General features: G+C 71.1%; 33 protein-coding genes and 2 pseudogenes. 22 read left to right on the forward strand and 13 right to left on the reverse strand.

Translation table 11 applies throughout. The annotated features are described in order from the left end of the window. The first annotated feature begins 14 nt into the window (after positions 1-14). Both ACIRL2_RS09175 and ACIRL2_RS09180 read left to right on the forward strand, forming a co-directional pair. Positions 15-470 (forward strand): ankyrin repeat domain-containing protein, encoded by a 456-nt coding sequence (locus ACIRL2_RS09175; RefSeq protein WP_402231207.1) that lies wholly within the window; start codon positions 15-17, stop codon positions 468-470. 92 nt (positions 471-562) lie between these two features. Further along, a complete protein-coding gene (locus tag ACIRL2_RS09180) occupies positions 563-1216 on the forward strand; it encodes a M15 family metallopeptidase (RefSeq protein WP_402231209.1) in 654 nt (217 codons plus the stop codon). A gap of 424 nt (positions 1217-1640) precedes the next feature. Here ACIRL2_RS09180 and ACIRL2_RS09185 read toward each other — a convergent pair whose 3' ends face one another. From ACIRL2_RS09185 to ACIRL2_RS09195, 3 genes are all read right to left on the reverse strand, one after another. Further along, entirely contained in the window at positions 1641-2054 is a 414-nt protein-coding gene (locus ACIRL2_RS09185; RefSeq protein WP_395858833.1) for a hypothetical protein, read from the reverse strand. A gap of 398 nt (positions 2055-2452) precedes the next feature. Continuing rightward, entirely contained in the window at positions 2453-3019 is a 567-nt protein-coding gene (locus ACIRL2_RS09190) for a GNAT family N-acetyltransferase (protein WP_402231211.1), read from the reverse strand. Continuing rightward, positions 3019-4326, reverse strand: coding sequence for a hypothetical protein (locus ACIRL2_RS09195; RefSeq protein WP_402231213.1), 1308 nt, complete (start codon positions 4324-4326; stop codon positions 3019-3021). The genes ACIRL2_RS09190 and ACIRL2_RS09195 overlap by 1 nt, the downstream gene beginning before the upstream one ends. A 220-nt stretch (positions 4327-4546) precedes the next feature. On the opposite strand from ACIRL2_RS09195, the gene ACIRL2_RS09200 reads away from it, so the two are divergent. From ACIRL2_RS09200 to ACIRL2_RS09250, 11 genes are all read left to right on the forward strand, one after another. After that, complete coding sequence (locus ACIRL2_RS09200) at positions 4547-4753, forward strand: hypothetical protein (RefSeq protein WP_395858837.1); 207 nt, start codon at positions 4547-4549, stop codon at positions 4751-4753. Then, a complete protein-coding gene (locus ACIRL2_RS09205; protein ID WP_402231215.1) occupies positions 4750-5280 on the forward strand; it encodes a hypothetical protein in 531 nt (176 codons plus the stop codon). The genes ACIRL2_RS09200 and ACIRL2_RS09205 overlap by 4 nt, the downstream gene beginning before the upstream one ends. A 92-nt stretch (positions 5281-5372) precedes the next feature. Further along, a complete protein-coding gene (locus ACIRL2_RS09210) occupies positions 5373-5795 on the forward strand; it encodes an ATP-binding protein (RefSeq protein ID WP_402231217.1) in 423 nt (140 codons plus the stop codon). Between the two features lie 10 nt (positions 5796-5805). Then, positions 5806-5988: a hypothetical protein gene (locus ACIRL2_RS09215; protein WP_395858840.1), complete on the forward strand. Its 183-nt coding sequence runs from the start codon at positions 5806-5808 to the stop codon at positions 5986-5988. 184 nt (positions 5989-6172) lie between these two features. Beyond that, positions 6173-6547 carry a hypothetical protein gene (locus tag ACIRL2_RS09220; RefSeq protein ID WP_402231218.1) on the forward strand — a complete coding sequence of 125 codons (375 nt, stop codon included), beginning with the start codon at positions 6173-6175 and terminating at the stop codon, positions 6545-6547. Positions 6548-6905: 358 nt separating this feature from the next. Further along, positions 6906-7241 carry a hypothetical protein gene (locus tag ACIRL2_RS09225; RefSeq protein ID WP_402231220.1) on the forward strand — a complete coding sequence of 112 codons (336 nt, stop codon included), beginning with the start codon at positions 6906-6908 and terminating at the stop codon, positions 7239-7241. A gap of 85 nt (positions 7242-7326) precedes the next feature. Then, positions 7327-8439 (forward strand): radical SAM protein, encoded by a 1113-nt coding sequence (locus tag ACIRL2_RS09230; protein ID WP_402231222.1) that lies wholly within the window; start codon positions 7327-7329, stop codon positions 8437-8439. Then, positions 8439-9053 (forward strand): dTMP kinase, encoded by a 615-nt coding sequence (tmk, locus tag ACIRL2_RS09235; RefSeq protein ID WP_402231224.1) that lies wholly within the window; start codon positions 8439-8441, stop codon positions 9051-9053. The genes ACIRL2_RS09230 and tmk overlap by 1 nt, the downstream gene beginning before the upstream one ends. Next, positions 9050-9871: an endonuclease/exonuclease/phosphatase family protein gene (locus tag ACIRL2_RS09240; RefSeq protein ID WP_402231226.1), complete on the forward strand. Its 822-nt coding sequence runs from the start codon at positions 9050-9052 to the stop codon at positions 9869-9871. Before tmk ends, ACIRL2_RS09240 begins: the two co-directional genes overlap by 4 nt. 26 nt (positions 9872-9897) lie before the next feature. Beyond that, on the forward strand, positions 9898-10233 hold the full coding sequence (locus tag ACIRL2_RS09245; RefSeq protein WP_395858847.1) for a MazG-like family protein: 336 nt from the start codon (positions 9898-9900) through the stop codon (positions 10231-10233). A gap of 283 nt (positions 10234-10516) precedes the next feature. Beyond that, positions 10517-10948, forward strand: a complete 432-nt coding sequence (locus ACIRL2_RS09250) for a GNAT family N-acetyltransferase (RefSeq protein WP_402231228.1) — start codon at positions 10517-10519, stop codon at positions 10946-10948. Between the two features lie 84 nt (positions 10949-11032). Here ACIRL2_RS09250 and ACIRL2_RS09255 read toward each other — a convergent pair whose 3' ends face one another. Together ACIRL2_RS09255 and ACIRL2_RS09260 are read right to left on the reverse strand one after the other, a co-directional pair. Then, positions 11033-11788, reverse strand: coding sequence for a helical backbone metal receptor (locus ACIRL2_RS09255; protein WP_395858849.1), 756 nt, complete (start codon positions 11786-11788; stop codon positions 11033-11035). Positions 11789-11859: 71 nt separating this feature from the next. Next, the gene (locus tag ACIRL2_RS09260) at positions 11860-12537 is read right to left on the reverse strand and encodes a TetR/AcrR family transcriptional regulator (RefSeq protein ID WP_395858850.1); all 678 of its coding nucleotides are present in this window, start codon (positions 12535-12537) and stop codon (positions 11860-11862) included. Between the two features lie 112 nt (positions 12538-12649). Here ACIRL2_RS09260 and ACIRL2_RS09265 point away from each other — a divergent pair, with 112 nt between their 5' ends. The 3 genes from ACIRL2_RS09265 to ACIRL2_RS09275 all read left to right on the forward strand — a co-directional run bounded on the left by ACIRL2_RS09265 (position 12650) and on the right by ACIRL2_RS09275 (position 14475). After that, positions 12650-12985, forward strand: a complete 336-nt coding sequence (locus tag ACIRL2_RS09265) for a hypothetical protein (protein WP_402231230.1) — start codon at positions 12650-12652, stop codon at positions 12983-12985. Positions 12986-12995: 10 nt separating this feature from the next. Next, complete coding sequence (locus ACIRL2_RS09270; protein WP_402231232.1) at positions 12996-13700, forward strand: MSMEG_1061 family FMN-dependent PPOX-type flavoprotein; 705 nt, start codon at positions 12996-12998, stop codon at positions 13698-13700. A 163-nt stretch (positions 13701-13863) separates the two neighbouring features. Continuing rightward, a complete protein-coding gene (locus ACIRL2_RS09275; protein ID WP_395859310.1) occupies positions 13864-14475 on the forward strand; it encodes a CatB-related O-acetyltransferase in 612 nt (203 codons plus the stop codon). A 124-nt stretch (positions 14476-14599) separates the two neighbouring features. On the opposite strand, the gene ACIRL2_RS09280 is transcribed toward ACIRL2_RS09275, so the two are convergent. Further along, on the reverse strand, positions 14600-15157 hold the full coding sequence (locus ACIRL2_RS09280; protein WP_395858853.1) for a TetR/AcrR family transcriptional regulator: 558 nt from the start codon (positions 15155-15157) through the stop codon (positions 14600-14602). 104 nt (positions 15158-15261) lie between these two features. On the opposite strand from ACIRL2_RS09280, the gene ACIRL2_RS09285 reads away from it, so the two are divergent. The 3 genes from ACIRL2_RS09285 (at position 15262) to ACIRL2_RS09295 (ending at position 16868) form a co-directional block, all read left to right on the forward strand. Beyond that, a complete protein-coding gene (locus tag ACIRL2_RS09285) occupies positions 15262-15807 on the forward strand; it encodes a carboxymuconolactone decarboxylase family protein (RefSeq protein WP_402231234.1) in 546 nt (181 codons plus the stop codon). Beyond that, on the forward strand, positions 15804-16025 hold the full coding sequence (locus ACIRL2_RS09290) for a hypothetical protein (RefSeq protein ID WP_402231236.1): 222 nt from the start codon (positions 15804-15806) through the stop codon (positions 16023-16025). Before ACIRL2_RS09285 ends, ACIRL2_RS09290 begins: the two co-directional genes overlap by 4 nt. Positions 16026-16265: 240 nt before the next feature. Further along, positions 16266-16868 (forward strand): TIGR03086 family metal-binding protein, encoded by a 603-nt coding sequence (locus ACIRL2_RS09295; protein ID WP_402231238.1) that lies wholly within the window; start codon positions 16266-16268, stop codon positions 16866-16868. 196 nt (positions 16869-17064) lie between these two features. Here the strand turns inward: ACIRL2_RS09295 and ACIRL2_RS09300 are convergent. Then, a pseudogene (locus ACIRL2_RS09300) lies at positions 17065-17205 on the reverse strand (siderophore-interacting protein); the annotation flags it as partial. 94 nt (positions 17206-17299) lie between these two features. Then, positions 17300-17428: pseudogene (locus ACIRL2_RS09305) on the reverse strand (SIP domain-containing protein); the annotation flags it as partial. A gap of 149 nt (positions 17429-17577) precedes the next feature. Here ACIRL2_RS09305 and ACIRL2_RS09310 point away from each other — a divergent pair. The 3 genes from ACIRL2_RS09310 to ACIRL2_RS09320 all read left to right on the forward strand — a co-directional run bounded on the left by ACIRL2_RS09310 (position 17578) and on the right by ACIRL2_RS09320 (position 20467). Further along, positions 17578-18657: an enoyl-CoA hydratase/isomerase family protein gene (locus ACIRL2_RS09310; RefSeq protein ID WP_402231240.1), complete on the forward strand. Its 1080-nt coding sequence runs from the start codon at positions 17578-17580 to the stop codon at positions 18655-18657. Between the two features lie 242 nt (positions 18658-18899). Further along, positions 18900-19106 carry a hypothetical protein gene (locus ACIRL2_RS09315; protein WP_402231242.1) on the forward strand — a complete coding sequence of 69 codons (207 nt, stop codon included), beginning with the start codon at positions 18900-18902 and terminating at the stop codon, positions 19104-19106. A 212-nt stretch (positions 19107-19318) separates the two neighbouring features. Beyond that, positions 19319-20467, forward strand: coding sequence for an aminoglycoside N(3)-acetyltransferase (locus ACIRL2_RS09320; RefSeq protein WP_402231244.1), 1149 nt, complete (start codon positions 19319-19321; stop codon positions 20465-20467). A gap of 34 nt (positions 20468-20501) precedes the next feature. On the opposite strand, the gene ACIRL2_RS09325 is transcribed toward ACIRL2_RS09320, so the two are convergent. The 5 genes from ACIRL2_RS09325 to ACIRL2_RS09345 form a co-directional block, all read right to left on the reverse strand. After that, the gene (locus tag ACIRL2_RS09325) at positions 20502-21284 is read right to left on the reverse strand and encodes an AAA family ATPase (RefSeq protein ID WP_395858861.1); all 783 of its coding nucleotides are present in this window, start codon (positions 21282-21284) and stop codon (positions 20502-20504) included. Positions 21285-21485: 201 nt separating this feature from the next. Then, positions 21486-21818, reverse strand: a complete 333-nt coding sequence (locus tag ACIRL2_RS09330) for a hypothetical protein (protein WP_402231246.1) — start codon at positions 21816-21818, stop codon at positions 21486-21488. A gap of 372 nt (positions 21819-22190) precedes the next feature. Continuing rightward, complete coding sequence (locus ACIRL2_RS09335) at positions 22191-22850, reverse strand: pentapeptide repeat-containing protein (RefSeq protein ID WP_402231248.1); 660 nt, start codon at positions 22848-22850, stop codon at positions 22191-22193. A 423-nt stretch (positions 22851-23273) separates the two neighbouring features. After that, positions 23274-23489, reverse strand: coding sequence for a hypothetical protein (locus ACIRL2_RS09340; RefSeq protein WP_402231249.1), 216 nt, complete (start codon positions 23487-23489; stop codon positions 23274-23276). After that, positions 23486-23935 carry a hypothetical protein gene (locus ACIRL2_RS09345; protein ID WP_402231251.1) on the reverse strand — a complete coding sequence of 150 codons (450 nt, stop codon included), beginning with the start codon at positions 23933-23935 and terminating at the stop codon, positions 23486-23488. The genes ACIRL2_RS09340 and ACIRL2_RS09345 overlap by 4 nt, the downstream gene beginning before the upstream one ends. Positions 23936-24231 lie beyond the last annotated feature (296 nt).

Consider the following 24231-nt stretch of genomic DNA (forward strand, 5'->3'; position numbering starts at 1 on the left):
GCGAGGGTGTCGGAATGTCGTCGACCGAGTCGCAGGGGCCGGGCCCGGGGCCCGCCGGATGGGATCCGCACGCGCCCGGGAGCGAGCTGTTCGTGGCCATCGAGCGGGGTGATCCCGAGGCCGTGCGCGAACTCCTGGCCGCCGGCGCGGAGATCGAGGGGCGGGATCCGAGATCGAGCTTCCTCGACGGCACGACTCCGCTGATCGCCGCGGCCTCGATGGCACACCCGGACCTGGTGCGGCTGCTGCTCGACCACGGCGCGGCGGTGAACGCCCGGTCGGCGTCGGGATGGACGGCGCTGATGCGTACGTGCAACGCCGGGAACCTGGAGTGCGCCCGACTGCTGCTCGACGCGGGAGCGGACGCCGGAGTCCGCAACGACGAGGGGTACACCGCGCTGGGACGGGTGCCGGGCAACCGGACGGAACTGGTGCGGTTGTTGCGCGAGCATGGCGCTCCCGTGGTCTGATCGGGGCACACCCCGGCACGCCGCACGCGACCCGGGACGCCACGACCGGACCACGCGCAAGTGCTCCGGGTGCGGCACGAGATGATCACCGCATGCAACAGATCATCTTGATGTCCGATCCTCGCGTGGCCGCCGTCCCCGTACACGAGTGCGACGAACCGCTCGTCGATGTCCGCCTGGACGGCTCACTGCCGGTGGACCTGCGCCAGGCGGATCGAGCCGAGACGTTCTCGTTCCTGCGGGTGGGCGTGCTCGACCGGTTGATCAAGGCCCAGGCGGCGCTGCCGGACGGGCTGCGGTTGTTGTTCGTCGAGGGGTACCGGCCGCCGGCACTGCAACGGCACTACTTCGAGGAGTACTCGGACGAGTTGCGGGCCGCGCATCCCGATTGGTCCGCCGACCGGATCCACGTCGCGGCCAGCCGGTACGTCTCACCACCCGACATCGCTCCGCACAGCGCCGGCGCGGCGGTCGACCTGACGCTGGTCGACCCGGACGGCCGCGAACTCGACCTCGGCACCCCGATGAACGCCAGTCCGGAGGACAGCGCCGAAGCCTGCTACACCGCCGCCGAGAACATCGACGCGACCGCCCGCACCAACCGCGACGTGCTGAGCGCCGCACTGACCGCCGCCGGACTGGTCAACTACCCCACGGAGTGGTGGCACTGGTCCTACGGCGACCGCTACTGGGCGCTGGCCACGAACGCGGAGGCCGCCCGCTACGGCCCGTGCGAACTCGACTGACGATGCCGGCGGGTGGCACTGCGATGACGGACAGTGCCACACCGCTCGGCATTTCGGCGGATTCCCTCGGCTTGTGGGGGGCGGGCAACGGCCACGCGGCCGTACTCGACACGTCATCTGTTCTTCGCCCCTCGACCCGGTCGGGCGTTCGGCCTTGCCCGGCACCGCTGCCCGCGGGCACCCGCCTGCGGGCAGCGGCATGTTCGGGCACCGGCCGTGCCGGCGGACGCTCGGGCCGAACACGTGGATAGGGTTTGCCCTTTCGCATCTGGGACGTGCCGGTCACGCGACCAGAACGCTCACGCCCAGCGTCGTTCATCCGAGGGAGTTGGGCCCGACAAGCGCCACCACGTCCCGGCACAGCTCGCAGCGTCGTACGCAGATCCCCGCGCAAGTGGGCTCGATCGTGAGGACGGACGCGGCATCAGCGGGGCGGCAGGGTCCATTCGATGGCGTTGAGGCGTTCGAGCGCGCGGTGGAGTTCCGCGGCCTCGGCCTTGTAGGTCGCGAGGGCCTGCGGGATGACGTGTACGGGCACCTGGTCTCGCAGGTCGCGGCGCAGGTCGGAGTAGCCCTGGCGGAGCTCAGCGAGGTCGGCCAGGAGGTGATGCCGCGCGAGGCGGGGCAGCAGGCGCGGGTGGCGGCGCAGGACCTCGTGGTCGCGGTACCCGGGCGGGCAGAGTTCGTACAGCGCCTCGGCCGTGCGCGGATCCAGGGCGGCCGGGACGGGCAGAGTCGCCGGGCCGGCGTGGTAGCGGCCCGTTGGCTCGCGACGTCGAACCGGCTGGGCTGCTCCCAGGGTGCGACGTCGTCGTGCTCGTTCATCAGTTCGAATCATCGCATGCCGGGCTCTCTCGGCAACCTGGACCTACTTTGGAAATCGGGCGGCAGGATCGGAGCTGATCGTGTCGAGCAATGAAGAACCCGAGTGGCCCCTCTCATGTACGAACTGCAGCACGGGGCTCGGCGGCGTTTCTACGGAGATCCGGTGACGTCATCAACACCTACAAGCACCACACGCGACGCCATGGGCAGACGACGGCTGTGGTGTCGGAAGCCTGGATTGATGACCGAAATGCGGCACGCTTCACGATCAAGTGGACCGCTCCAGACGGCACGACCGGCACCCGAGACGCGCTCGACCTCGCTCAGGCGGCAGTGAGCGAGTGGCTCCAGTTCTTTTCGATTCATGGGTTGGACGTGAATGCGGCCTGACGTGCTCCGTGTTGGCCGGCGTCAGGCTCGGGCGGGCCGGTCGGCGAGTTCGAGAACCATGGCGTTGTAGAACGGCGCGCCGTCCCACGGGTGGGACACGCCGACGGGGCGGTAACCCCACGACGCGTACGCGGACTGCGCCGGGACCGCCTCCGGTTCCGGGCGGACGGTGAGTGTCACCCGTTCGACGTGCAGGCCCTCGAGTAGCGCGGCGTGGAGAGCAGCGGCGATACCGCGGCGGCGCCACTTTTCACGGACCGCGAGTTCGAGGATCACCCACGTGCGGGTGCCGTCCTCGCGCTTGAAGTCGTCCGCGAGGACCTGGTCCACGTTGTTCCACCACCCGGTGTCGCGGGGGAGAAGGTATCCGTACGTGAACCCGATGACGTCTTCGCCGTCGCGGGCGATGATCAGACGCATGCCCGGCCGCTGCGTGTGGAAAAGATAGTGGTCGATGAACTGGGCTACGTCCGAGGGGCCTTCGCTGTACGGCGGTTCGGCGTAGACCTCCTCGTAGGCCGGCAGGAAGGCGTCGAGCTGTCCTGCGGCCTCCTGGCCCTCGTATCGCTCGTACGTCACCTCGGTCATCACGCTGCCCCCTTCGTTTTCACGTATTCGGCCAATTCGTCGGTGGCCTCCCGGGCGGAGACGGCGTCGACGGCGCGCAGCGCGCCGACCACCTCGGTGAGACGTCGCATGACGCGTCCCGATTCCACCTCTTCCAGGTCGGTCAAGCTTGCTACGGCTTGGGCGGCGCCTTCGTCGACTTCCCCGGCGCCGATCAGGCCCCGGGCCAGAGTGAGGCGGTACAGGGCCCGGTTGCGTCCGTAGTTGGCCTCCTGATGGGCGAGCGCAGCTCGCAAGAACGCGGTTGCCGCTTGGTGGTGGCCAAGTTCGGTGTAGAGGAGTCCCTGCGCGTAGTCCAGCTCGGCATGCCCGTGGAACGCGGCCCACTCGGGGGAGGGGCGCCCGCGCCCGTCGCGGTCGACGAGCCGCAGGGCGTCGCTCATGCGACGTCGAGCGGATGTGTCGTCGGCCAGCAGCGACAAGGCGCGTGCTTCCCGGGCGGCGATAAGGGATTGGAGGATCGGCGACCCCAGGCGGGTCGCACGGTCCTGAGCGGCCCGGGCCAAGTCGAGGCCGTCGCGAGGTCGTCCCTCGTGGCACGCCTGGAGGCTCATGGAGGAGAAGACCAGGATTTCGAGGTTGGTGTCGCGGAGCATCGTGGCCGTCGTCAGGGCCTCGCCCCAATAGCGTCGCGCGTCGTCCTGCTTGTCGGCGTCGTAGTACAGCCAGCCGCAGTGTTCGGCGACTTCCCCCGAGAGGAGGCGGAGTTGACGGCCGATCGTGTCCGGATACTTGCTGGTGTTGATGATGCGGCGGACGCGGCTCAGGTGGCGGACGGCCAGGGATCGGACGTCGCTGCCGCCGTACGTCGCGTCGAGCTGGAAGAGGACGTGAAGGCCGTCCCGGAGTTCGAGCAGATGTGTGGTGCCGATGGCGCCGGTGCCTCCGGCCGGGTTCAGGGGGACCACGTGGGCGGGCAAGCTCAAAGCGGAGGCTGCGCCGATGGAGTCGGCCAGGAAAGCCCGTCGGTCCACGCCGGTGCCCTTCTGCGCGAGGAGTGGTGCACTCCCCACGGTGACACCTGGCGGTGGTCCAGGAAACCCGATCTCGCTTGGGCAGACGGCGAACATGGCGTGGAGGGTCCGCCAGGCGCGTGCCCGGGGTGCAGGTGGGTCGGGTTGACGCCACCGGCGGTACTGGCGGTCCGTCAGGGTGACCGCTTCGCCGAGCAGGTGTGCCGCGGTGTGGAAGGCCCGCAGAAAGTCCGCCGGCTTGTCCCAGCCGCGCGCGCTACAGGCGTGTTCGAAGGGCGTCTGCTCCGGCACCACGTCACCTCCGTGATCTGAATCACTACGAACGGTAGCGACTCTCCGGGCGCCGCAAGGTCCGATGTCCGCGAAGAGTCCGGCCGAAAGTCCGCCGGAATGTCCGGTTGCGCCGGTTCTAGGGGCGTTGGCTGGTTTGAGAGCTCGACAAGCACGTACTAGCCATCGACCCGCTCGGAAGTTGCAGAGCAATGCCGAGCACACACGCGGAGGATGCACCCTCGTGAGTGATCGACTCACCGCGGTTCGTGTCGTGGAGACCAACGACCCGGAACAGCCCGTACAGCTCCAGCTCCAGGTGAATTGGGATGAGCCCGACGGCCGAGACTTCGACGTCACCCTGACCCAGCTTTGGGAGTTGCACGCGCACATCGGCACCCGGCTCGCCCGGTACCCCGCGCCCTCGCTGACGACTGGTGATGCGCGATGACGAGTCGTTCGCCGGGTGTTCGCCTTCCCAACGCCGGACGTCCCGCACGTCTGGTGGCGTTCGGGACATGGCTGTCGTCGGCCGCGCCGTCGAAGGCGCAGGCACATGTGCAGTGGTACGAGTCGGGCGCGGCGTGGCTGCGCCCGGGGATGGTGTTCTCGGCCGTCGTCGTCCCGGCCCGGCTGGTTCACGTCGCGCTCCGAGTGCGGAAACCGGAAGAGTGCGTCAAGCCGTTGGCGCGGCTCCTGGCCGGTCCGGTGTTCTACAGCCCCCCGGGGGCCGAGCACGAGTCGTCGTACACGGCGCTGCTGCCTGTGGCGGAGGGACGGACGTGGCGCGAGCCGCAGACGCGGCTGTGCTCGGGTCAGGGGCTGCTGTGGGTGCCGGCGCCCGGCCGGTACCTGCCGGCGCCCGATGGGTGTCCGTGGTGGGTTGTCGCCGGTGACGGCGACTCGTTGTGCGCGGCGGTCGACTTGGCCGCGCTCGTTCTGCGCTCTCGCACGGAACCGTTGCGGTGGTCGGGGTGATGAGGCGCCGGTGGTTGCTGTCGAGGCGGGCCACGGTCCGCCGAATCGGGGGACCTGCTCGGGAGAGCGCTGCGGTGAGGAGTACCGCCCCGATGACCAGCCGCCCGAGCGCTGGCAGCCAGGTCTACACGAGGTGCCTGCCGTCCCGGCGGGAATCCGCCTGGGAAGCCCGCCGGTTTGTGACCTCGGCGCTGGCCGCGTGGGGGCTCGCCGACGACGACGGCCAGGCGCTCGTCGTCATCAGCGAGTTGGTGTCGAATGCCCACCTCCACACCGCTACCCCGACGATCCGCGTCGGCGTACGGCGGATGGGGCCGCGACTGGTGCGGGTCTTCGTGGTGGACCGGTCGGACGTCATGCCGCTGGTCCGGCCCCCGGATGCCGGTTCCGTCGGCGGACGGGGGCTGACGCTGGTGGACGCGCTGTCCCAGGGTCGGTGGGGGGTGGAGCCGTTGCCTGTCGGCAAGCGGGTGTGGGCGCAGGTGACGGTGACCGCAGCGGACGGTCCCACGTGAGGGGCGAGCCGTGGATCGCCGATGGGTGGTCGGCCTGTGTTGGCGGTGCGAGCAGGTCGACGTTCCGGTGTTGTGGCTCGGCCCCGTGCACACCGACTTCGAGGGCGCCGGACCTTTCTACGTCTGCGAGCCGTGTATTCGCCGCCTGGAAGCCCTCGTCCGTGCCTACCAGGACCAGCGGGCCGGTGAATGACGAAGCGATCCGCCATCCCTCTTGTCGTGAAGGGAACCACGATGTCCATTGATCCTCCTGTTCCTTCGGACGCATCGCCGGAGGGGGGTGAGCCGTGGGAATGGCTGCTGAAAGCAGCCCCGTTGGCGCCGCAGGCGCGCGCCGAGTGGGCGCACGCTCGGGCCGGTGGTTCACGCCGGGAACGGTGTTCTCCGCCGTGTCGCTCCCGGCCGGGGCGGTTCACGCCGCGATCGGCAACTGGCGGACGTGGAACCAGTTCGCCGAACACCTCACGTCGGTGATCGACGGGCCGATGTTCTACCGGCCGAGGACGCGCGGCAGCGACGACGACACGTACACGGGTCTCGTGCCCTACTCCGTGGGTCGCCGCTGGGTCGTGCCGTTGACGACCCTGGAGCCTGCTCACCGGCCCCTGCTGATTCCCGCGCCCGATCGGTACACGCCGGAGCGCACCGGCCCGTGGTGGGTGGTCTCGGTAGAGGAGTCGAAAGGCTTCTGTTCGACACGGGCATTGACCCGGCTCGTCAACGCCGGTCGCGGAAGGTGGCTGGACGAGTGATCCGGGAGCAGACCTACCGGCGCCTGGGGGACGCGATCAGGGACGCGTCCGCCGGGCGGTTCGATGGCCGTCCACCCACTGCGGTGTACGGCTGACCCAGACCTGTCCCCTGCCGCCGCCCGCTCCCGGTCCCACGAGACGGGCGGCACCCGGTCCTGCGGGCAAACTCGCGCGGCTGCGGGACCGGTCCCCCATTGCCCCACGCCCGGCCGGAGAAGCCGCGCCCACCGCGAGGCCGGGCGTGGGGCACCGACGACAGAACGTGCAGGAGGTTGGTTCGAGTGCACCACAGGAACAAAGTCAATCCCGAGAGACTGCGCCGTCTGGACGAGGCAATCGCGGAGGCGGGCGCCGGGTGGTGCCTGCCGCGCGAGCCCCGGACTCATATCTGACCGAGGTGTTCGAGCACCCCGACCGGGGCGGGGTGTACGACGCCTTGGACTGCCCGACTGGATCGCACGTCACCCTGCTCCGCGAGTTCCCGATCGACGGCACCGGGCCGGTCTGGTTCAAGGTGCTGCCGGCGGGGGCTCGCGTGGACGACATCGGGGCGCGCTGGTTGGTCGGTACCGCGGCTCAGGTTCACGACTGGTACACGGAGTACCGGCGGTTCCTGATCGACACCGGTTGGCGAATCGCCGAGTCGACGAGCATCAACGTCGAAGTGATCGAGCCGGCTCGGCTCGTCTCCTGACCGGCCCATCGAACTCCCGCCCCGGCCGTGCTGTTGTGCGCCCGGCCGGGGAGCGGGCCCCTTCCATCTCATCGTGGAGGTCCGCGTGACCGCACGTCCGATCAGCACCGGAGATCAAGCCGCGTCCTGCTACTTCCGAACGACGGTCGATCACCCCTACCGCAAGGCGCTCGTTCAGATCTGCGAGCCGTGCAACATGCTGTGCCGTCACTGCTTCGTCAACGCCACGAAGCGCGGCACGTTCATGTCCGTCGTCCAGATCCGGGAGCGGCTGATCCCGGCCCTCCTGGCCGCCCGGGTCACGCGCGTCACGGTGACCGGCGGGGAGCCGTTCGTCCACGAGGACCTGATCGAGATCGTCGCGGAGTTCCGCCCGGCCGGGCTCTCCGTCGGCGTCTGCACCAACGGCACGGGCGTGAGCGACGCGGACGTGACCGCGCTGGCCGCGCTGGACGCCCACATGAATGTGAGCCTGGACGGGTTCGCGGAGGAGTCGCACTCCGTGTTCCGCGGCCTCCCTGGGTGCTTTGAGGAAACGGTCCTAACGATCCGGCGGTTCGCTGCGGCCGGCATCCTCCAGGGTTTGCTTTGCACGCCGAACAACCTCGCGGAGGACGAGGAGTATCGGAAGCTGGTCGAGTTCGCCCGGGACCAGGGCGCGAAGTACGTGCTGATGATCCCGCTGGGGTCGATGGGGCGGGGCGCGTCCAAGTCGGCGCAGGAGAAGCTGCGCACGCCCGACGAGCAGATGCGGGAGATCCGGCGGATGACCGCGCCGTTCGAGGCCGACGGCCTGGAGATGGTGAACATCCGGTTCCCCAATGCGGACAAGCCGTTGGCGCCGTGCGAGGCCGGGAACATCATCTACGTCTTCACCGATGGTGGTGTGGCGATCTGCCCGTACCTGGTGTTCGCCGCCCGGACGAAGGTTTCCCGGCACCCGGACACCGACTTCCTTGTCGGGAACGTGTGGGAGCACGACGATGTCGCGGCGCGGCTGGACGCGTACGGCAAGTTCAGTGATCGGTGGGATTTGGGCGGCAACTCGACGTGCGGGGCCTGCTCGATGTCGGCCTCGTGCGGGAAGGGATGCCCTGCGGCTGTCGTGGCCGCCGGGGAACGGATCGGCGCGCTCGACACCGAGCAGTGCCCAGTCGTCCCGAGGCAGGCACGGATGTTGCCCGTGGTCGGTGCGTGATGGCCGGGGAGTTCTTCACGATCGACGGGCCGGGCGGCGTGGGGAAGTCGACGGTGACGGCCGCCGTGGCGTTGGAGCTGCGGACGATCGGTGTCGCGGTGTGCCAGACCCGGGAGCCAAGCGACACTCCGTTGGGGCTGCTCGCCCGGAATGGCACCGACACGTACCGGGGTATGGCGATGTCCTGCCTGATCGCGGCGGACCGGTACGCGCACCTGGACGAGGAGATTCGGCCGGCGCTCGCGCGCGGCGAGACGGTCGTGTGTGACCGGTACATCGCCTCGTCGCTGGTGCTCCAAGTCCTGGACGGCGTGAACGTCGATGTGGTGTGGGAGCTGAACCGGCACGCCGACATGCCCGACGTCGCCGTGATCCTCAACGCCCGCACCGACGTGATCGAGACGCGGCTGACCAGCCGTGGCGCGCACAGCCGGTACGAGCGCGACCCTGGCAGCACCGCGCGGGAATGCGCTGCGTTCCGCAAGGCCGCTACGTTCCTCATGGCCGCCGGCGTCCGCGTCCTCCAACTCGACGCGAGCGACGAAGGCCCGGCCGCCGTCGCCAGTGCCGTGGTCGCGGCCGTCAGGGGCCCGTGGATGAAAGGCAATTCATGACCAGCCCGAGCACGCTCGACGTGCTGACGTTCAACCTGAACAACCCGAGCCGGCAGCGGGCCGAGCGCCAGCTCGCCTACCTCGCGGCGCGGCCCGAGCAGGTGCACGTGCTCACCGAGACGGCCGACAGCGCCGGGTGCGCGTTCCTGGAGGAGCGCTTCACCGCGGCCGGGTACTCGGTGACGTTCCCCCGCCCCGAGCAGCGGGGCGAACGCGGCGTGATGGTCGTCAGCCGTCTCGCCACCCGTCCGGCGCCGTTCGCCGTCGGGTACCTGCCGCACCGCGCGGTCGCGGTCACGGTCGACACCGACCGGGGGCCGCTCGACGTGATCGGTCTGTACGTGCCGTCGCGGGACGCGTCACCGGAGAAGCGGGAACGCAAAGAGCGATGGCTGAGGGAGTGCGCGGCGGTGCTTCCCGATGGCCGGACCGGCGCCCGGGTCGTGCTTGGTGACCTCAACGTCCTGGAGCCTGATCACTCCCCGCGCTACCGGTTCTTCGCCCCGTTCGAGTACGACTTCTACGGGGCGTTCGGCCGGGCCGGGTACGCGGACGCGTTCCGGACGCTGTACGCGGACGCACTCGAGTATTCGTGGGTCGGGAAGACCGGTGACGGATACCGCTACGACCACGCGCACGTCTCGGCCGGCCTGGGCGGCGCGCTGCTCGACTGCTCGTACGTCCACGAGCCCCGCACCGGACCGAATCGGCTGACCGACCACTCGGCGCTGACCGTGCGGCTCGCCGTCACCGCTTCGGTGCCGCTGCCGGTGACTGACCCCACGCGGGCCGAAGAACCCGTGCCCGCCCTGTTCTGACACCCGTACGACCGTGGGAGATGTGGATGGACGAGAACACCTGGGAACAGATCAACCGGCTCCGCCGCTGGTTGGACGAGAACGCCGGCGAGCAGACCGAGCGGGAACGCACGCTGCTGCGCGTGCTCAAGGTCGGCGAGGAGTACGGCGAGGTCGCGGAGGCCCTGCACGGGGCTCTCGCCGCGAACCCGAGGAAGGGCGCGTCGCACTCGTGGGATGACGTGCGGAAGGAGTTGGTGGACGTCGCGGTGACGACGTTGGTAGCACTCGCGACACTCACCCCCGACGCGCGGAACGTCTTCGACGAGCGGCTCAACGGTCTCGTGGATCGCGTCCTGTCGCCGTCCGCCGGGTCCTCGTAGAGCCGGGCGCGAGAGGGAACGGGTGGCCCGGGGGATGGGGCAGAGTCGGCTCTGCTGGGTCTTGCTCAAATGAGCGTGACGAACGCTCGGGCTCACCCGTTAACCGTGGACAGACGCGTTTCGGCCATCGCCGAGGCGTGTCGGGCCCCACCCGCCCTTCGGGGCTGCGGTGGCCGGCGGGTGGCCGTGCTCCGCAAAGCTGGTGGCCCGCTGAGCAGGGGCTCGGCGCTGATTCGGCGCCGGGCCCCCTTGCTTGTTCGAAGGTTCGCCCGCCCGTGTACCCATGGGCGCACGGGCCTGTGCCGATCCGGGTAGTGTCGGGCTGGAACGGGCCGAGACGTGCCGGGACGGGTTCGCGTTAGTCGAGGTCGCGGCATTTGCGCAGGTCAGGCGGGGTTCCGCGCGAGGGGAGGACACCCGGATGCACGCGCTGGGCGCGAAGGTGGACGGCGAGCTGGTGGGCATCACCCACTTCCTCGTGCACGCCAGCACGACGGCGCCCGACGTGTGCTATCTCCAGGACCTGTTCACCGCACCGAAGGCCCGGGGCAAGGGGGTTGCGGGCGCGTTGATCGCCGCGGTGGCCGATTGGGCCCGCGAACGCGAGTGCTCGCGGGTGTACTGGTCGACCCATCAGGACAACGCCCCGGCCCGCCGGCTCTACGACCGGGTGGGGCTGAACCGGGGCTTCGTGCTGTACCAGATCACCCTCTGAGGGCACCGGGCACCGGGCACCGGGCACCGGGCCCGGGGGCCCAGGGCACCGGCGACGCCGGGACGCCGGGCGCGGCGTGTGCGGCTACGGCGCGAGTCGGGCGGCGAGCAGCGCGGGGGCCTCGGCCAGGGACGGGCCGTACCAGGTGAGGTGGCGGCCGCTGACGAGTGCGGCCGGGACGCCGGGGAACGCCTCGGGGCCGTCGTCCGCGCTGAACGCGTAGGGTTCGTCCGGCAGGACCACCAGATCCGGTGCGGCGGCCCGCAGTTCCTCCAACGGGATCCCGGGCCAGCGCTCGGGGTGGGACGCGAAGACGTTCACGACGCCGAAGCGGGCGAGGACGTCGCCGGCGAAGGTGTCCCGGCCGGCCACCATCCAGGGACGGCGCCACACCGGGATGATCGCCCGTCGCGGCGGCGGAGCCGGCGGCAGCGCGGCCCACGCGGCGCGGCAGCGGTCGAGCCAGGGCGGGACGGGCAGCCGGCACCCGATCGCGAGCATGCGTTCGAGCGCGGTGAACGCCTCGTCCAGGCCGCGAACCCGGGTAACCCACACGGCGATTCCGGCGGCTCGCAGCGCGGCCAGATCCACCGCGCGGTTCTCCTCCTCGTTGGCCAGGACCAGGTCCGGGGCGAGCGCGCGAATCGTGTCCAGGTCGGGGTTCTTGGTACCGCGCACCCGGACCACGTCCAGCTCGGCGGGATGCGTGCACCAGTCGGTGGCGCCGACCAACAATCCGGGCGCGCTCGCCGCGACCGCCTCGGTGAGCGAGGGCACCAGCGAGACCACCCGACGGACGTCGTCCGGTACGGGCACGCTCAGGTCGAGGTCGTCACGCATACGCCGACCCTACGACCGCGCGGGCGCGGGACGCCCGGGCACCGGGGCGGTCGTCGCGCCGCGGGCTCGCGTCACGGGCGCGCCCGGTAGCTGCGCAGCCACATCCGCACGCCGTCGTCGACGATCCGCCCGATCTCGGCGGAGGTGACCTCGTGCAGGCCGTCCCGGGAGCGATGGATCGCCTCGTGCGCGGTGAGCAGGACCAACTGGTGTGTCGCCAGGGGCACATCGGGAATGTCCAGGACGCCCGCCTCGACGTACTTGCCGATCTCGCGGGCCACCGCCTCGTCGAAGGCCGGGCGGGGCCGGGCCCATTCCTCGGCCAGTTCGGGATGACGCCACTGCTCGGCCACTATCACCCGCCGCAGGGCCACCATCTCCCGATCCAGCACGAGTTCGGTCCAGATCCGGGCCGCCGCGCGCAGGTCGTGCTCCAGGTCGCCCGACTCGTGGAAGAGCGCGGCGAAGCGGGCGACGGAACGATTCGCCGCGTCCCGCTGGGCCGTCTCGACAACCGCGACGAACAGCGTCTTCTTGTCGCCGAAGTGGTTGTACACGGTCTGCTTGGAGGCGCCCGCCTCGGCGGCGATCACATCGACGCTCGTATCGGTGAAGCCGTACCGCAGAAACACCCGCTTGGCCGCCTCGACGATGGCTTGGCGCTTGTCGGGTCGCCCCGGCCGCGCGGCGGGACGCGGCGACTGCCCGGCCGATCCGGTATCCCGTCGGCCTTGACCACTTGGACTCATGCGTCCAATACTAGCGGAGCAGTATTTTTACTGGACGGTCCAGTCAACAAATTCGGTCGACACCCGGGAGCAGCCGCGTCGTCACCCTCCTTGCCTGGAGGCGCGCAGCGTGATGGCCCTGTTCTCGATCCTGCTCACCACGCTGCTCTATCTCGGCTGCACGCTGTACCCGTGGAGCACACTGGGCACGATCCGCTGGGTCCAGACCGTATCCCTGCTCAATCCGCTGACCTACGTGAGCGAGGGCTTCCGCGCCGCGGTCACGCCGGCCGATCACCTCGGGCTGTATGTCGTGTATCCGGTGCTGCTCGGCCGCACCGCACCGCTGCTCGGGCGGGAAGTCCACCATTTCCGGCGCCGGGTGGTGGGCCGAGTCGGGTGGGTGCGGACCGCCGGCCCGTGGACCACGGGGAACCCGGGCCCGGTCGGCGGTCGGGGCCTCTCCTAGGGTGGGTTCCATGAGCACACGCACGGAAAGCAGCACCTCGGACGACGCGGCCGGCGCCGAGGGACGCTTCGACACCGGGCTGTTCGACGCACTGCGCGCGGACGCGATAGCCGACGTCACGAGTCTGCGCGAGTTGTACGAACAACCCGGCGCGGCCGCGGCCGCCAAGGAGATGGACCGGCTCACCGAGAAGACCCGCGCGCTGGTCGGCTGCGCGTCGCTGGTCTTCGTCGCCAGCACGGACGCGCAGGGCCGCTGCGACGTGACCCCGCGCGGCGGCCCGGCCGGCTTCGTCACCGTGCTGGACGACCGCACCCTGGTGATCCCCGACGCCACCGGCAACAAGCGCCTGGACACGCTGCACAACGTGCTGGAGACCGGCCGGGTCGGGCTGCTGTTCGTGATTCCCGGGCGCACCACCACACTGCGCGCCAACGGCCGCGCGTGCGTGTCGGCGCGACCGGACCTGCTGGAGCAGTTGACCCCCGTGGGCAAGCCGCCGGTGAGCGCCCTCGTGGTCGAGGTGGACGAGGTCTACCCGCACTGCCCCAAGGCACTGCTGCGCAGTTCGGCCTGGAAGCCGGAGGGCTGGCTGCCCGCCGACGCGCAGCCGAGTTCCGCCGAGGTGACGCTGGCCCAACTGCGGATGCCCGGGTTGACCATCGAGGACATCCGGCAGGCGGAGGCGGACTCGCTCAAGTACCGCTACGAATAGCCGAAGGGGTCGGCGGGGGGGGCCGGCCGCTCCGGGGTTGGCACCGGACCGGACCGGGAATCCGCCTCCCGTTTTCGAGTGACGGACCCGCGGAGGACTTCGAGACCTTGGAGTACATCACGTGAACGCGCTGCCACCCGCCGATCCCACCGTGCTGCACCCGATGCCGGGGCAGCGGCGCGTGGTGCTGCTCAAGCCGTTGGTGACGTCGCCATTGATCGAGGTCGGGGAATTCTCGTACTACGACGACCCGGACGATCCCACCGCGTTCGAGACCCGCAACGTGCTCTACCACTACGGCCCGGATCGACTGGTGATCGGCCGGTTCTGCGCGCTGGGCGAGGGCGTACGGTTCATCATGAACGGCGCCAACCACCGGATGGACGGCCCCTCGACGTTTCCCTTTCCGATCATGGGTGGGTCCTGGGCCGAGCACTTCGACCTGATCACCGGCCTCCCGGGTCGCGGTGACACGGTGGTCGGCAACGACGTGTGGTTCGGCTACCGGTCCACCGTGATGCCGGGCGTACGCATCGGCCACGGCGCGATCGTCGCCTCGGGCGCGGTGGTGGTCGACGACGTCCCCGACTACACGATCGTCGGCGGCAATCCGGCCCGCCCGATCCGCACCCGACACAGTCCCGAAGACATCACCCGTCTGCTCGAACTGGCCTGGTGGGACTGGCCGATCGAGCACATCACCCGGCACCTGCGCACCGTCATGTCCGGCACGGTCGCCGAACTGGCGGCGGTCGCCCCCACCCCGACCGACTGATCGGCCGCCGCGCCCCGGAAACCTTCGCCGGGTCGCGGCGTGTCGCGCCTGTTTTGCGCCGCACCCACGGCGCGCCCCGCACCGCCCGTACCGCGCCGCCCCCGCACCGGGGCGCGGCGCGGGCTCATGTCGCGGGCGGGACGGCCGCGAGCAGGGCGTGGGCCAGGTGGCGGGCCCGAGTGGCCGGGGCCGGGGTGCGCTCGCGGAGCGCGGTGACGATGGCGCCGTCCATCAGGAGGGCGAATCGGCTTGCCTGGACGGCCGGTTCGGCGATTTCGGCGGCGGTCAGGAGTTGTTCCAGGTAGTCGACCACGTGTTCCTTGTGGGCCGCCGCGACCCGATGTGCCGGGCTGTCCGGGTCGGCCGACTCGATCATCGTGTTGATGAACGCGCAGCCCCGGAAGTCCTCCCGCTCGAAGCGCTCGGCGAGCGCGTCGAAGACGGTGAGCGGATGCCCGCCCAGGGCCTCGACCCGTTCGGCGAGCCAGCTTCGCCACCGCCGGTCACGGGCCTCCAGGACGGCGACCACGAGGTCGTCCTTGCTCGGGAAGTGCCGATACATCGAGGCCCGGCCCACGCCGGACTCGGCCAGGATGCGCTCGACGCCGACGGCACGGATGCCCTCGGCATAGAAGAGTTCCTCGGCGGTGGCGAGCAGGCGGTCGCGGGCGTTGACGGGCACGTTCGGATCCTAACTCCTCTTGACCGAAAACGGTACCGATCAGTACCGTCTGCGAAACGGCACCGATCGGTACCGTTTGGGTTTCGAGGCTCTCGGGAGTCCGCATGTCGTCCACACCCACCACGACCACACCCCCGGCGGTCGCCGCCGAGGAGACCGACGGCGAGGAACTCCTCGCCCGGGTCGCCCGCCAACTCGGCCGGGTACCGAACCTGTACGCCGCGCTCGCGAGCGGCCCGGCCGCGCTGGAGGGCTACCTCGCGATGCGCGACCACCTCACCCGAGGCGTGCTGCCACCGCGCCTGCGGGAGCAGCTCGCGCTGCTGATCGCCCAGGAGAACGAGTGCACCTACTGCGTCAGCGCGCACTCCTTCCGCGGCGGCCTGATCGGGCTGACCGAGCAGGAGCTGCGGGCCACCCGCGACGGGCACGACGCGGATCCGCACACCGACGCCGTCCTGGGCCTGGCCCGGGCGATCCTGCGCACCCGGGGCCGGGTCGCCGAGCCGGACCGCGCGGCGGCCCGCGCGGCCGGGGTCACCGAGGCCGAACAGGCCGAGATCGTCGCGCACATCGCGCTGAACACGCTGTCCAACTACTACAACCACCTGGCCCGGCCGGAGCTGGACTTCCCGGAGGTGCAGGCATGACCTCGCACCGCACCTGGCTGGACGCGTCCGTCGAGCTCGTCGACGGCTACCCGGTGATCGGCGCCGACGGCGAGTCCACCGTCTTCGTGCCGAACGCCCGGGTCGCCTTCGAGGGCGGGTTCGCACACCTGGGCATCCCCGGCACCGGCGTCGTCCAGATCGTCTCGGCGCCTGCCGTACGCCGGATCACCCACCGGATCGAGCCGACGGCGAGCTGACCCCGCGGTGGCGCGCCGGCCGGTACGGGAGTCCGGCCGGCGCGCCCGTCCCGGGCAACAGCGGCATGCGCGTCGTCGCGGTCGGGTAATCGCGATGAGTTTTCCCGACCGATCGCGATGAGTTCTTCCGACCATTCGAGTCCACCCCTCGAGGACCCGCTGGACTCGTAGTGGACCCGCGGTGGATTTCGGACCGGAATCGAACGACGACGCGCGGCACCGCCGCAGAGGAGTCACCCCATGACACTGGACCTGCAATCGCCGGCCGCGACCATCGCCCGGCTCGCGGACGGGATCGAGGACGAACGACTCGACGATCCGACGCCGTGTACGCACTACAGGATCCGGGATCTGCTTTCCCACCTGGTCGGGCTGACCGCCGCGTTCCGCGACGCGGCGCGCAAGGAGTTCGGCCCGTCGACGCAGACCGCACCCGGTGGCACGATGCCCGCCCTGGATCCGCGGTGGCGCGATCTGCTGTCTCGGCAGTTGCCCGAGATGGTGGACGCCTGGCGCAAGCCGGACGCGTGGGAGGGCGAGACCCAGGCCGGTGGCGTGACGTTGCCCGCCGAGATCATGGGCCTGGTCGCACACAACGAACTCGTCCTGCACGGCTGGGACCTGGCCCGCGCGCTGGGCCGGGACTACACGGTGGACACCGCGAACCTGGAGGCGTCCCTGGCCTTCCTCACCCCGCCGCCGGACGCCGACCACTCCGTCGACGCCCCCGTGGACGCCCAGGGCCTGTTCGCCCGCGCGGTGCCGCTGCCTGCCGACGCTCCGCTGCTCGACCGCGTGGTGGCCATGGCCGGACGAGCCCCGAACTGGCCTGCGGCGGAGTAGGCGCGGGCCGCGACGGGCGGGCGGATCGTACCGGCCGGATCGCTGCGGAGTCGCCCGCCCGCGCCGCGTCCGCCGAACGCTCGTGCGCCTCGGCCAGGTCCTCCTCCGTCGGCGCGTCGTCCTGGGTCAGCCGCGGTCGCCAGTAGCCCGCGAACTCGATCCGCCCCTTGGCCAGGCCGCGTTCGTCCACCAGGTGTCGGCGCGGCGCCCGCACCACACCGGCCGCGCCCGCGATCCAGGCCCGCACCGAGCCGCCGGGCAGCTCCGCACCGCGCACCACGCCCAACAGCACGTCGCGGTCCCCGGGCGGGACTTCGCCGCGATGCAGCCAGTGCACGGTGAGTTCGGCTCGGCTCGGCTCGGCTCGGCTCGGCTCGCGAAGTGTTGATTCTCGGCCGTGTCGGCACCTCGGCGTACACGATCGCGCGAGCGCCCGCCGGCAGCGATGCCAGAATCGAGCCGATCGCGGGCAGCGCGGTCTCGTCGCCGACGAGGAGGTACGTATCGGCGGCGCCGAGCGCGCGGGCGTAGCTCGCCGACGGGCCGCAGCGGCCCAGCATGTCGCCGGGCCGGGCCGTCCGGGCCCGAGAATCCAAGGGTTCGAGAGAGACCGAGAGCCCGCTACGAACCGCCGGGGCGGCGGCCGGGTAGCGTGCGAGGCGTACCGGATCTTCCGGGAGCACGGACCGCGAAGGGAACGAGCCGCACGATGACGCCGCAAGCGCAGAGCCCGCACGAGGACACGGTGCTGGTCGATCGGGTCGGCCCGGCGGGTCGACTCGGACGGATCACGCTGAACCGCCCGCGCGCGATCAACGCGCTCGACCACCCGATGGTGCGCCGGATGCACGCCGCGCTCGCGGAATGGGCGGGCTACGACGAGGTCGCCGCGGTGTTGGTGACCGGAGCCGGCGAGCGCGGGCTCTGCGCGGGTGGCGACATCCGGGCGATCCGTGCCGACGCACTCGTGGGCGGGCACGCGGCGCGCGAGTTCTGGCGGGACGAATACCTGCTCAACGCGCGGATCGCGGCCTACCCGAAGCCCTACGTGGCGATCATGGACGGCGTGGTGATGGGCGGCGGCGTCGGCGTCTCCGCACACGGCGACGTCCGGATCGTCACCGAACGCTCGACGGTTGCCATGCCGGAGACCGGGATCGGCTTCGTGCCCGACGTCGGCGGCACCTACCTGCTCTCCCGCGCGCCCGGCGAACTGGGCACGCATCTGGCGCTGACCGCCGGGCCGATCGGCGCCGCCGACGCGATCCTGTGCGGGCTCGCCGACCACTTCGTACCGGTCGACCGGTTGCCGGCGCTGCTCGACGCGCTCGCCGCCGAGGACCCGGCCGATGCCGCCGCACGCCACGCCGAGATCGCGCCGGCGGGCGAACTGGCCGAGCGGCGCGAGTGGATCGACGCGTGCTACGCGGCGGACAGCGTCGAGGAGATCATGGACCGGCTGCTCGGCAGCGGCGAGCCGGCCGCGAAGGAGGCCGCCGAATCGATCGCCGGGAAGTCGCCGACGTCGCTCAAGGTCACCCTGGCCGCGCTGCGCCGGGCCCGGGAGTTGGATTCGCTGGCTCTCGTGTTGGACCAGGAGTATCGGGTCTCGTGCGCGTCGCTGGCCACGGCGGACCTGGTCGAGGGCATCCGCGCGCAGGTGGTGGACAAGGACCGTGATCCGCGCTGGTCGCCCGCGACGTTGGCGCAGGTCGGTCCGGCCGAGGTCGCGGCGTTCTTCGCGCCGCTGGGTGAACGGGAGTTGGGGTTGGCGGCGACGACCCGCTGAGCGCTGCGTCGCCGGTCGGTTCGTCCGTCGCCGACCCGACGGGCCCATCCGGCCGCGGGCCGCGGTGCCACGTGGCCCCGGCGGGCGAGACCTGTCCCAGGGATGCCTGAGCCACCTTAGGCACCCGCCGGGCGGGAGTGGCCCGGCGGATGCGGCATCCGCCCGATGTCGGCGACCCGACTGGCCCGCGAGGCTGTGACCACGAGCCGGACGCACCGGGTCGGAGGGAACGGGAGCGGGTCATGGTCGAGTACGACATGTTCAAGGCACGTGAGCGCGAGATCCTCGCCAGCGCGGAGCAGTCACGAGTGCGGCAGGCGGCGTGGCGGGCGCGCCGGGCCGAGGCGAAGGCGCGCCGGGCCGAGCGTGTGGGGGCGGCGGCGCTGGCCACCCTCGCGGTGATCGAGGTAGGCGACGTGCACCGGCAGTTGCACCTCTTGGCTCGGTGAGCACCGGGAGCACCGGGAGCACCGGGAGCACCGGGAGCACCGGGAGCACGCCCAACGGCGCTTCGTGGCAGGTCTGTTCCCGTCGCGCGGCGGGTGTCCTCGGGCGCCGCCGAGCATGGCCCGTGGTCGGCTCTTCCCGCGCGACGACTCCCGTGGGAGAGTGATCGCCGCACGCGCCGAACCCCGGATGGGCACGATAGAGGTGTGGAACTGTGTCGGTCCTCGATCTCACTCCAGAGCGCATCGCCGAGGATACGCGGTACCTGCTTCGTGACATCCCGCCCGACCGCACGATTTTGCTGCATTCATCGCTCAGAGCCTTTCTGGAGCCCCTGTCCGCCCGGGAAGCGACCCGCGGTCGTGACGGTGCGGGTCCCGGTGTCGTACGGTCGGGCCCCGAGGCCGATATGGCGAAGGTCGTCGTGGACGGGGTCGTCGACGGCCTGGGACGCGACGCCACCCTTGCCGTACCGACCTTCACCTCCTGGAACTCGCTGACCTCGCACGCCTATCGGGCCGCGGTCGAGGGGAAGACCCCCGAGGATCGCGCCCGCATCGAAGCCGCCCTGCCCGCTTTCGATCCCGCAACCACCCCGTCGGAGGAGGTCGGCTTCCTGACCGAGGTGATCCGGCGGCGCGGATTTCGCAGCAGACATCCACAGACGTCGTTTGCCGCCATCGGGAAACGTGGTCGCGAAATTGTCGACGGTCACGACCCGCGCAGTCACTTGGGCGAGGCTTCCCCGCTCGGCGCCCTGTACCGAACGCCGAACACCCACATTCTCATGGCGGGCACCGACTGGGACACGTGCACGGCCTTCCACCTGGCGGAGTACAAGCGGGAGAATCCACAGGAGCGGCACTACCAGACTCGGGTGTACAGCCCGCTCAACGGTCGCGGTGAATTCACCCAGTACCGCGACGTGGTCCTTGACGACAGTGACTTCATGGGCATCGGCAAAGCCTTCATGGAACACGGTGCCGGCCTCACGAAGGGTGGCTTCATCGGAGGCGCGAAATGCCTTTTGGTGCCCTTCAAACCGGCCGTCGACTTTGCGGTTCGGTACATGGAAGAGAATCGTGTACCGCTCGCGCCGGAGGACCTGAGGAAATTCACGATGCAGCGGGACCTGGTCGACGGGTATACCCAGACCAAAGAGTTCTCGCAGGAGCGGCAGAGCTTTCTGCTCCGCCCGGTGGGGGCGCGTATTTCGTCGAAGCAGCTCGGATTGACCATGACGCCCGCGTCCGAGGCGCTGCGAACGCCCCGGAAGGACCTCAGTCACCGCGATCGGGTGACCGACCAGAGCCCGGCCTACCGAGCCGCGGTGTCGCGCCCCCGGGAAATCTCCTCGGAGTGAGTCCGGCCGCCCGGGTCCGCCGTGGGCTTCGCTTTCACGGCGTCGGTTCGGGTGTGCGCGGGCCCCGCCGGGTGATCACGCGGGTGGTTGTGGTGGTGGGCAGAATCGGGGGTGGTTCGGTGGGCTCCGGCACCGGCCCCGGCAGCGGGCGAGGGGTCCGCCCCGGGCCGAACTCGAGCGCGATCACGTGTTCGCGCAGGGTGCGGTCGAGCAGGACGACGGAGGCCGCCTCGGGTACGACCGCGCCGCCCTGTACGGACAGCGCCAGCAACAACTGCGCCAGACCGCGCCGGTGTTTGTCGAAGACCCGCCCGGGGACCCAGCGCCCGCGCCGCTCTTGGCCGGCCAGCGCGTCGGCCGCGTCCACCGCGAGCAGTACCAGGTGAAGTTCGCGCCGCTGTCGGCCGGCGGATCGGGCCAGCCAGCGGCGCATCCAGGGTCTGCTGCCGCAGTCGTGCACCAGCACCGGTCCGCCGCCGCGCACCTGCGTGCGCAGCCGCCGCACGTGTTGCAGTCGCACCCACGGCCGATAGACCGCGTACGGCAGCCAGCCGGGCATCCGGGTCTGATATTCGACGTGCACCGTGCGCGGGTCGATCACCGTCGCCGATCGGGACCAGCGGTGCAGCAACGTGCTCTTGCCACTGCCGGGCAGCCCGGAGACCACCACCACCGAGTCGCTCGGGTAGCCCAATACGGCGGGCCCGCGCTCGCGTCCGCGCAGGTCCACCATCCCGCGCGGGCGCAGCGGCAGGCCGGGATCGGCCGGCGGTTTTTCCCGCGCGTCCGTCCGGTCCGGCCTGTGCGGCTCGCCCACTGTCGCCTCCCCCACAAGCGGACATCCTCACAGGTCGCGCCGCCTGCGGGGCAGCCGGGGCCGCCAACGATAATCATCGTCGACGGCCGCCGCCGCGTGGGAGTGGACGCGCCCGGCCACCGCCCGGTCACCCGGTCGGTGGCCGGCCCGGACTTCCGCACGTGCCCGCCGACCGGACCGGCGAGCGGGGCCCCAGGATGTTCAGCCCGTCTTCGCCTCCCGCGGCTCGTGCCGGTCCCCGTCCCGGATCAGCCACGTGCACAACACCGCCGCCGCGAACGCCAGGACGGACATCAGCAGGCACACCTGTGCCAGGCCCGCCGTGAACGCCTCGCGGGCGCTGTCCAGCGCGGCCGGATGCTCGGACAGCGGCTCGAACCGCCCGGAGACCACGCCGTCCCGAGCCTGGTCGACGGCGCCTTCGGGCACCCCGCCGCGCGCCGGCACGTCGCCGCCCAGTTCGTCCCCCACCCGTGCGGTCAGCAGCGCGCCGCCGGCGGCGACCCCGATCGAAGTGCCCAGCGAGAAGAGCATGTTGGTCGCACCGGAGGCCCGGGCGGCCGCGGCCGGGGACGCGGCCTGAACGTGGCTGCGGGACGGAGTCGGGCGCGACGCGGAGCGGAAAGCGGGGCCGGGCGCGGAACCGGGTGGGCCGCCTCCGACGGATGGCGAGGCGGTGGCGCTGAGGGCGCGGCGCGCTTATGGCCGAGTCGGAGTGCGTGGCCGGGCCGTTCGTAGGCGCGGCTCATGCGGCGAAGCAGCACGGTCCACACGACGGCGGGCCGGTGCGCGGCGGCGTCGGGCATCGGCGCGGACCGGACCCGGTCTCAAGCGCAGTGCGGTGCGTGAGGGCGGGCGACTGCGGCGGTGGTGCCGGGGGCGGCGTGGTGGGCGGGAGGGGGGCCGTCAGTGGTCCTTGACGGTCAGGCCCAGGAGATGCGCGAAGGCGGGCGCCAGGGTGAGGAGTTGGGCGGTGTTGATGGTGGCGCCGCGTAGCGCTTCGAGGCCGGACGCGATGTCGAGGGCGCCGGCCTCGCGCAGGTCGACCCGGGTCATTCGGGCGCCGTCCAGGCGGGCCCGCTCCAGGGTCGAGCCGGGGAAGCCCACGTCGGTCAGGGTCGCGCCGGCGAAGTCGACGTCGCGGAGCAGGCAGTCCACGAAGGTGACCTCGCGCAGCTTGGTCTGCCGCAGGTTGACCGAGTCGAACTTGCACTGATGAAAGACCACGCGCCGCATCGTGGCGCCGAAGACCTCGGTCCCGGCCAGTACGCACGCGGTGAACTCGGCGTCCATCCACGCGGTCTCCGCGAAGTCGACCCCCACGACGCGCGCGCCGTGCAGCCACACGTCGTCGAACCGGGCCCGCCGGTACCGGCCGCCGGTGAACGTGACCGCCGAGAACGCCGACGACGTGAACGCGGAGCCGCCGCCCTCCACCTCCACGAAGGCATTGCCGTCGAAGTGCGCGAGTTCGTGGTCGCCGTCCCGGTCGAGTTCGCCCTCGAACGCCACGAGGCGGTGTGCGTAGGGCAGTTGCGCGAGTTCACGCGGGGTGCGGGCACGCATCGGAATCCTCCATGGACGCATCGTCGGGACCGGGTCCCACTGGCGACTCCCACCCGCGACAGTGCATCGTTCGGCCGGGGCGGGAGTGCCCCATGCCTATCGTGCGACGCGCCGTTTCACCGAATCGTCGAGGCGCGCACGAGGGTCGATCGGATAGCGCCGTACCGATGCGAAGGCAGTCGTAAATCACCCCATTTCAGCGCCGAAGGGCACCTGTAATTCTTGTCACTCCCCGCCATCGGCTGCCCGGCCGGCCGCCCTCCGAGCCCTCGCCACAACCCGACCGAGCGTCCCACCAGGGCTGTTGCCGCACGGTCGAGCGCACGGCGGCCGCGAACGTGCCCTCCGCGCCGAGTTCGCTGAAAACGATTCTGCGGCCGAGGTGCCGTTGCCGGTCCGGCTCGCTTCACGGTCATCCGTGTGTCAGGAGGGGAACGGGGCCAGTGGTGGTTCTGCGCCGGCGGCCAGGGCCTCGATGCGCGCGGCGATGCCGTCCAGGGATCGATCGGGGGTCTGGGTGTAGATGTGCAGGGCGTACGCCTCGCGTTCGTCGGGGCCCTGGCGCAGGTGGGCCGGCGTCGCGGCGAAGGCCCGCAGACCCTGGCCGCCGGCGGCCGGTTGCTCGCAGAGTTCGCTCATGTCCACCGCGGACACACCCCCGCCGCGGAACGGTCGTCCTCGATCGCGATCGGCGACATCGCCCCAGCGAACAGCACGTGGCAAGCCGCCATCGCCTCGACGCCCAGGCCGCTGCGGGCCGGCAGCGCGACACCGTGGTCGATGATCGGCAGCGCGGCCGGCACGTTCGGCCCACGCAGCGCGAGCCGCCGCGCGACCCCGGGATAGGCGCGCAGGATCGGCCGGGCGGCCAACAACAACTCGCGGAACCATTCCCGCCACGGCAGATCGGGATCGGGCACCGGGAAGCGGGCCACGACCTCCTCGCCCACCGCGTGTGCCACCGCGTCCCGATCACCCACGTGGTGCTGGAGCACCTGCGGCCACGAGTCGAGCGCGGTGGCCCGACTCCGGATCGTCCAGCCCTCCAACCCCACCTCGGCGGTCAACGCGGTGGTCACACGCACGACCCGATCCCGCGTCACCGGCTGGTTCGAGCGCACCGGCGTAAGCCTGGCCTTGGGCACGACAACCACACCCTGACCACTCGGATCGACATCCACGACCCACCCAAACCACGGGACGCCCACACCCACCCCGGGCGGCCGGGCCGACACCCACGATGGAGCGTCACGGATCCCGCGCCGCCCCCACCGGCCACTTCCCGCTCGCGCCCACGCGAACCGGACCCACGCCGACCCACGACCCACACGTTTCCGAACCACGCCGACGCGGCCACGCCCACCGACACCCGACGGCCCGC

Source organism: Embleya sp. NPDC127516 (assembly GCF_044765325.1).
Lineage (GTDB): Bacteria > Actinomycetota > Actinomycetes > Streptomycetales > Streptomycetaceae > Embleya.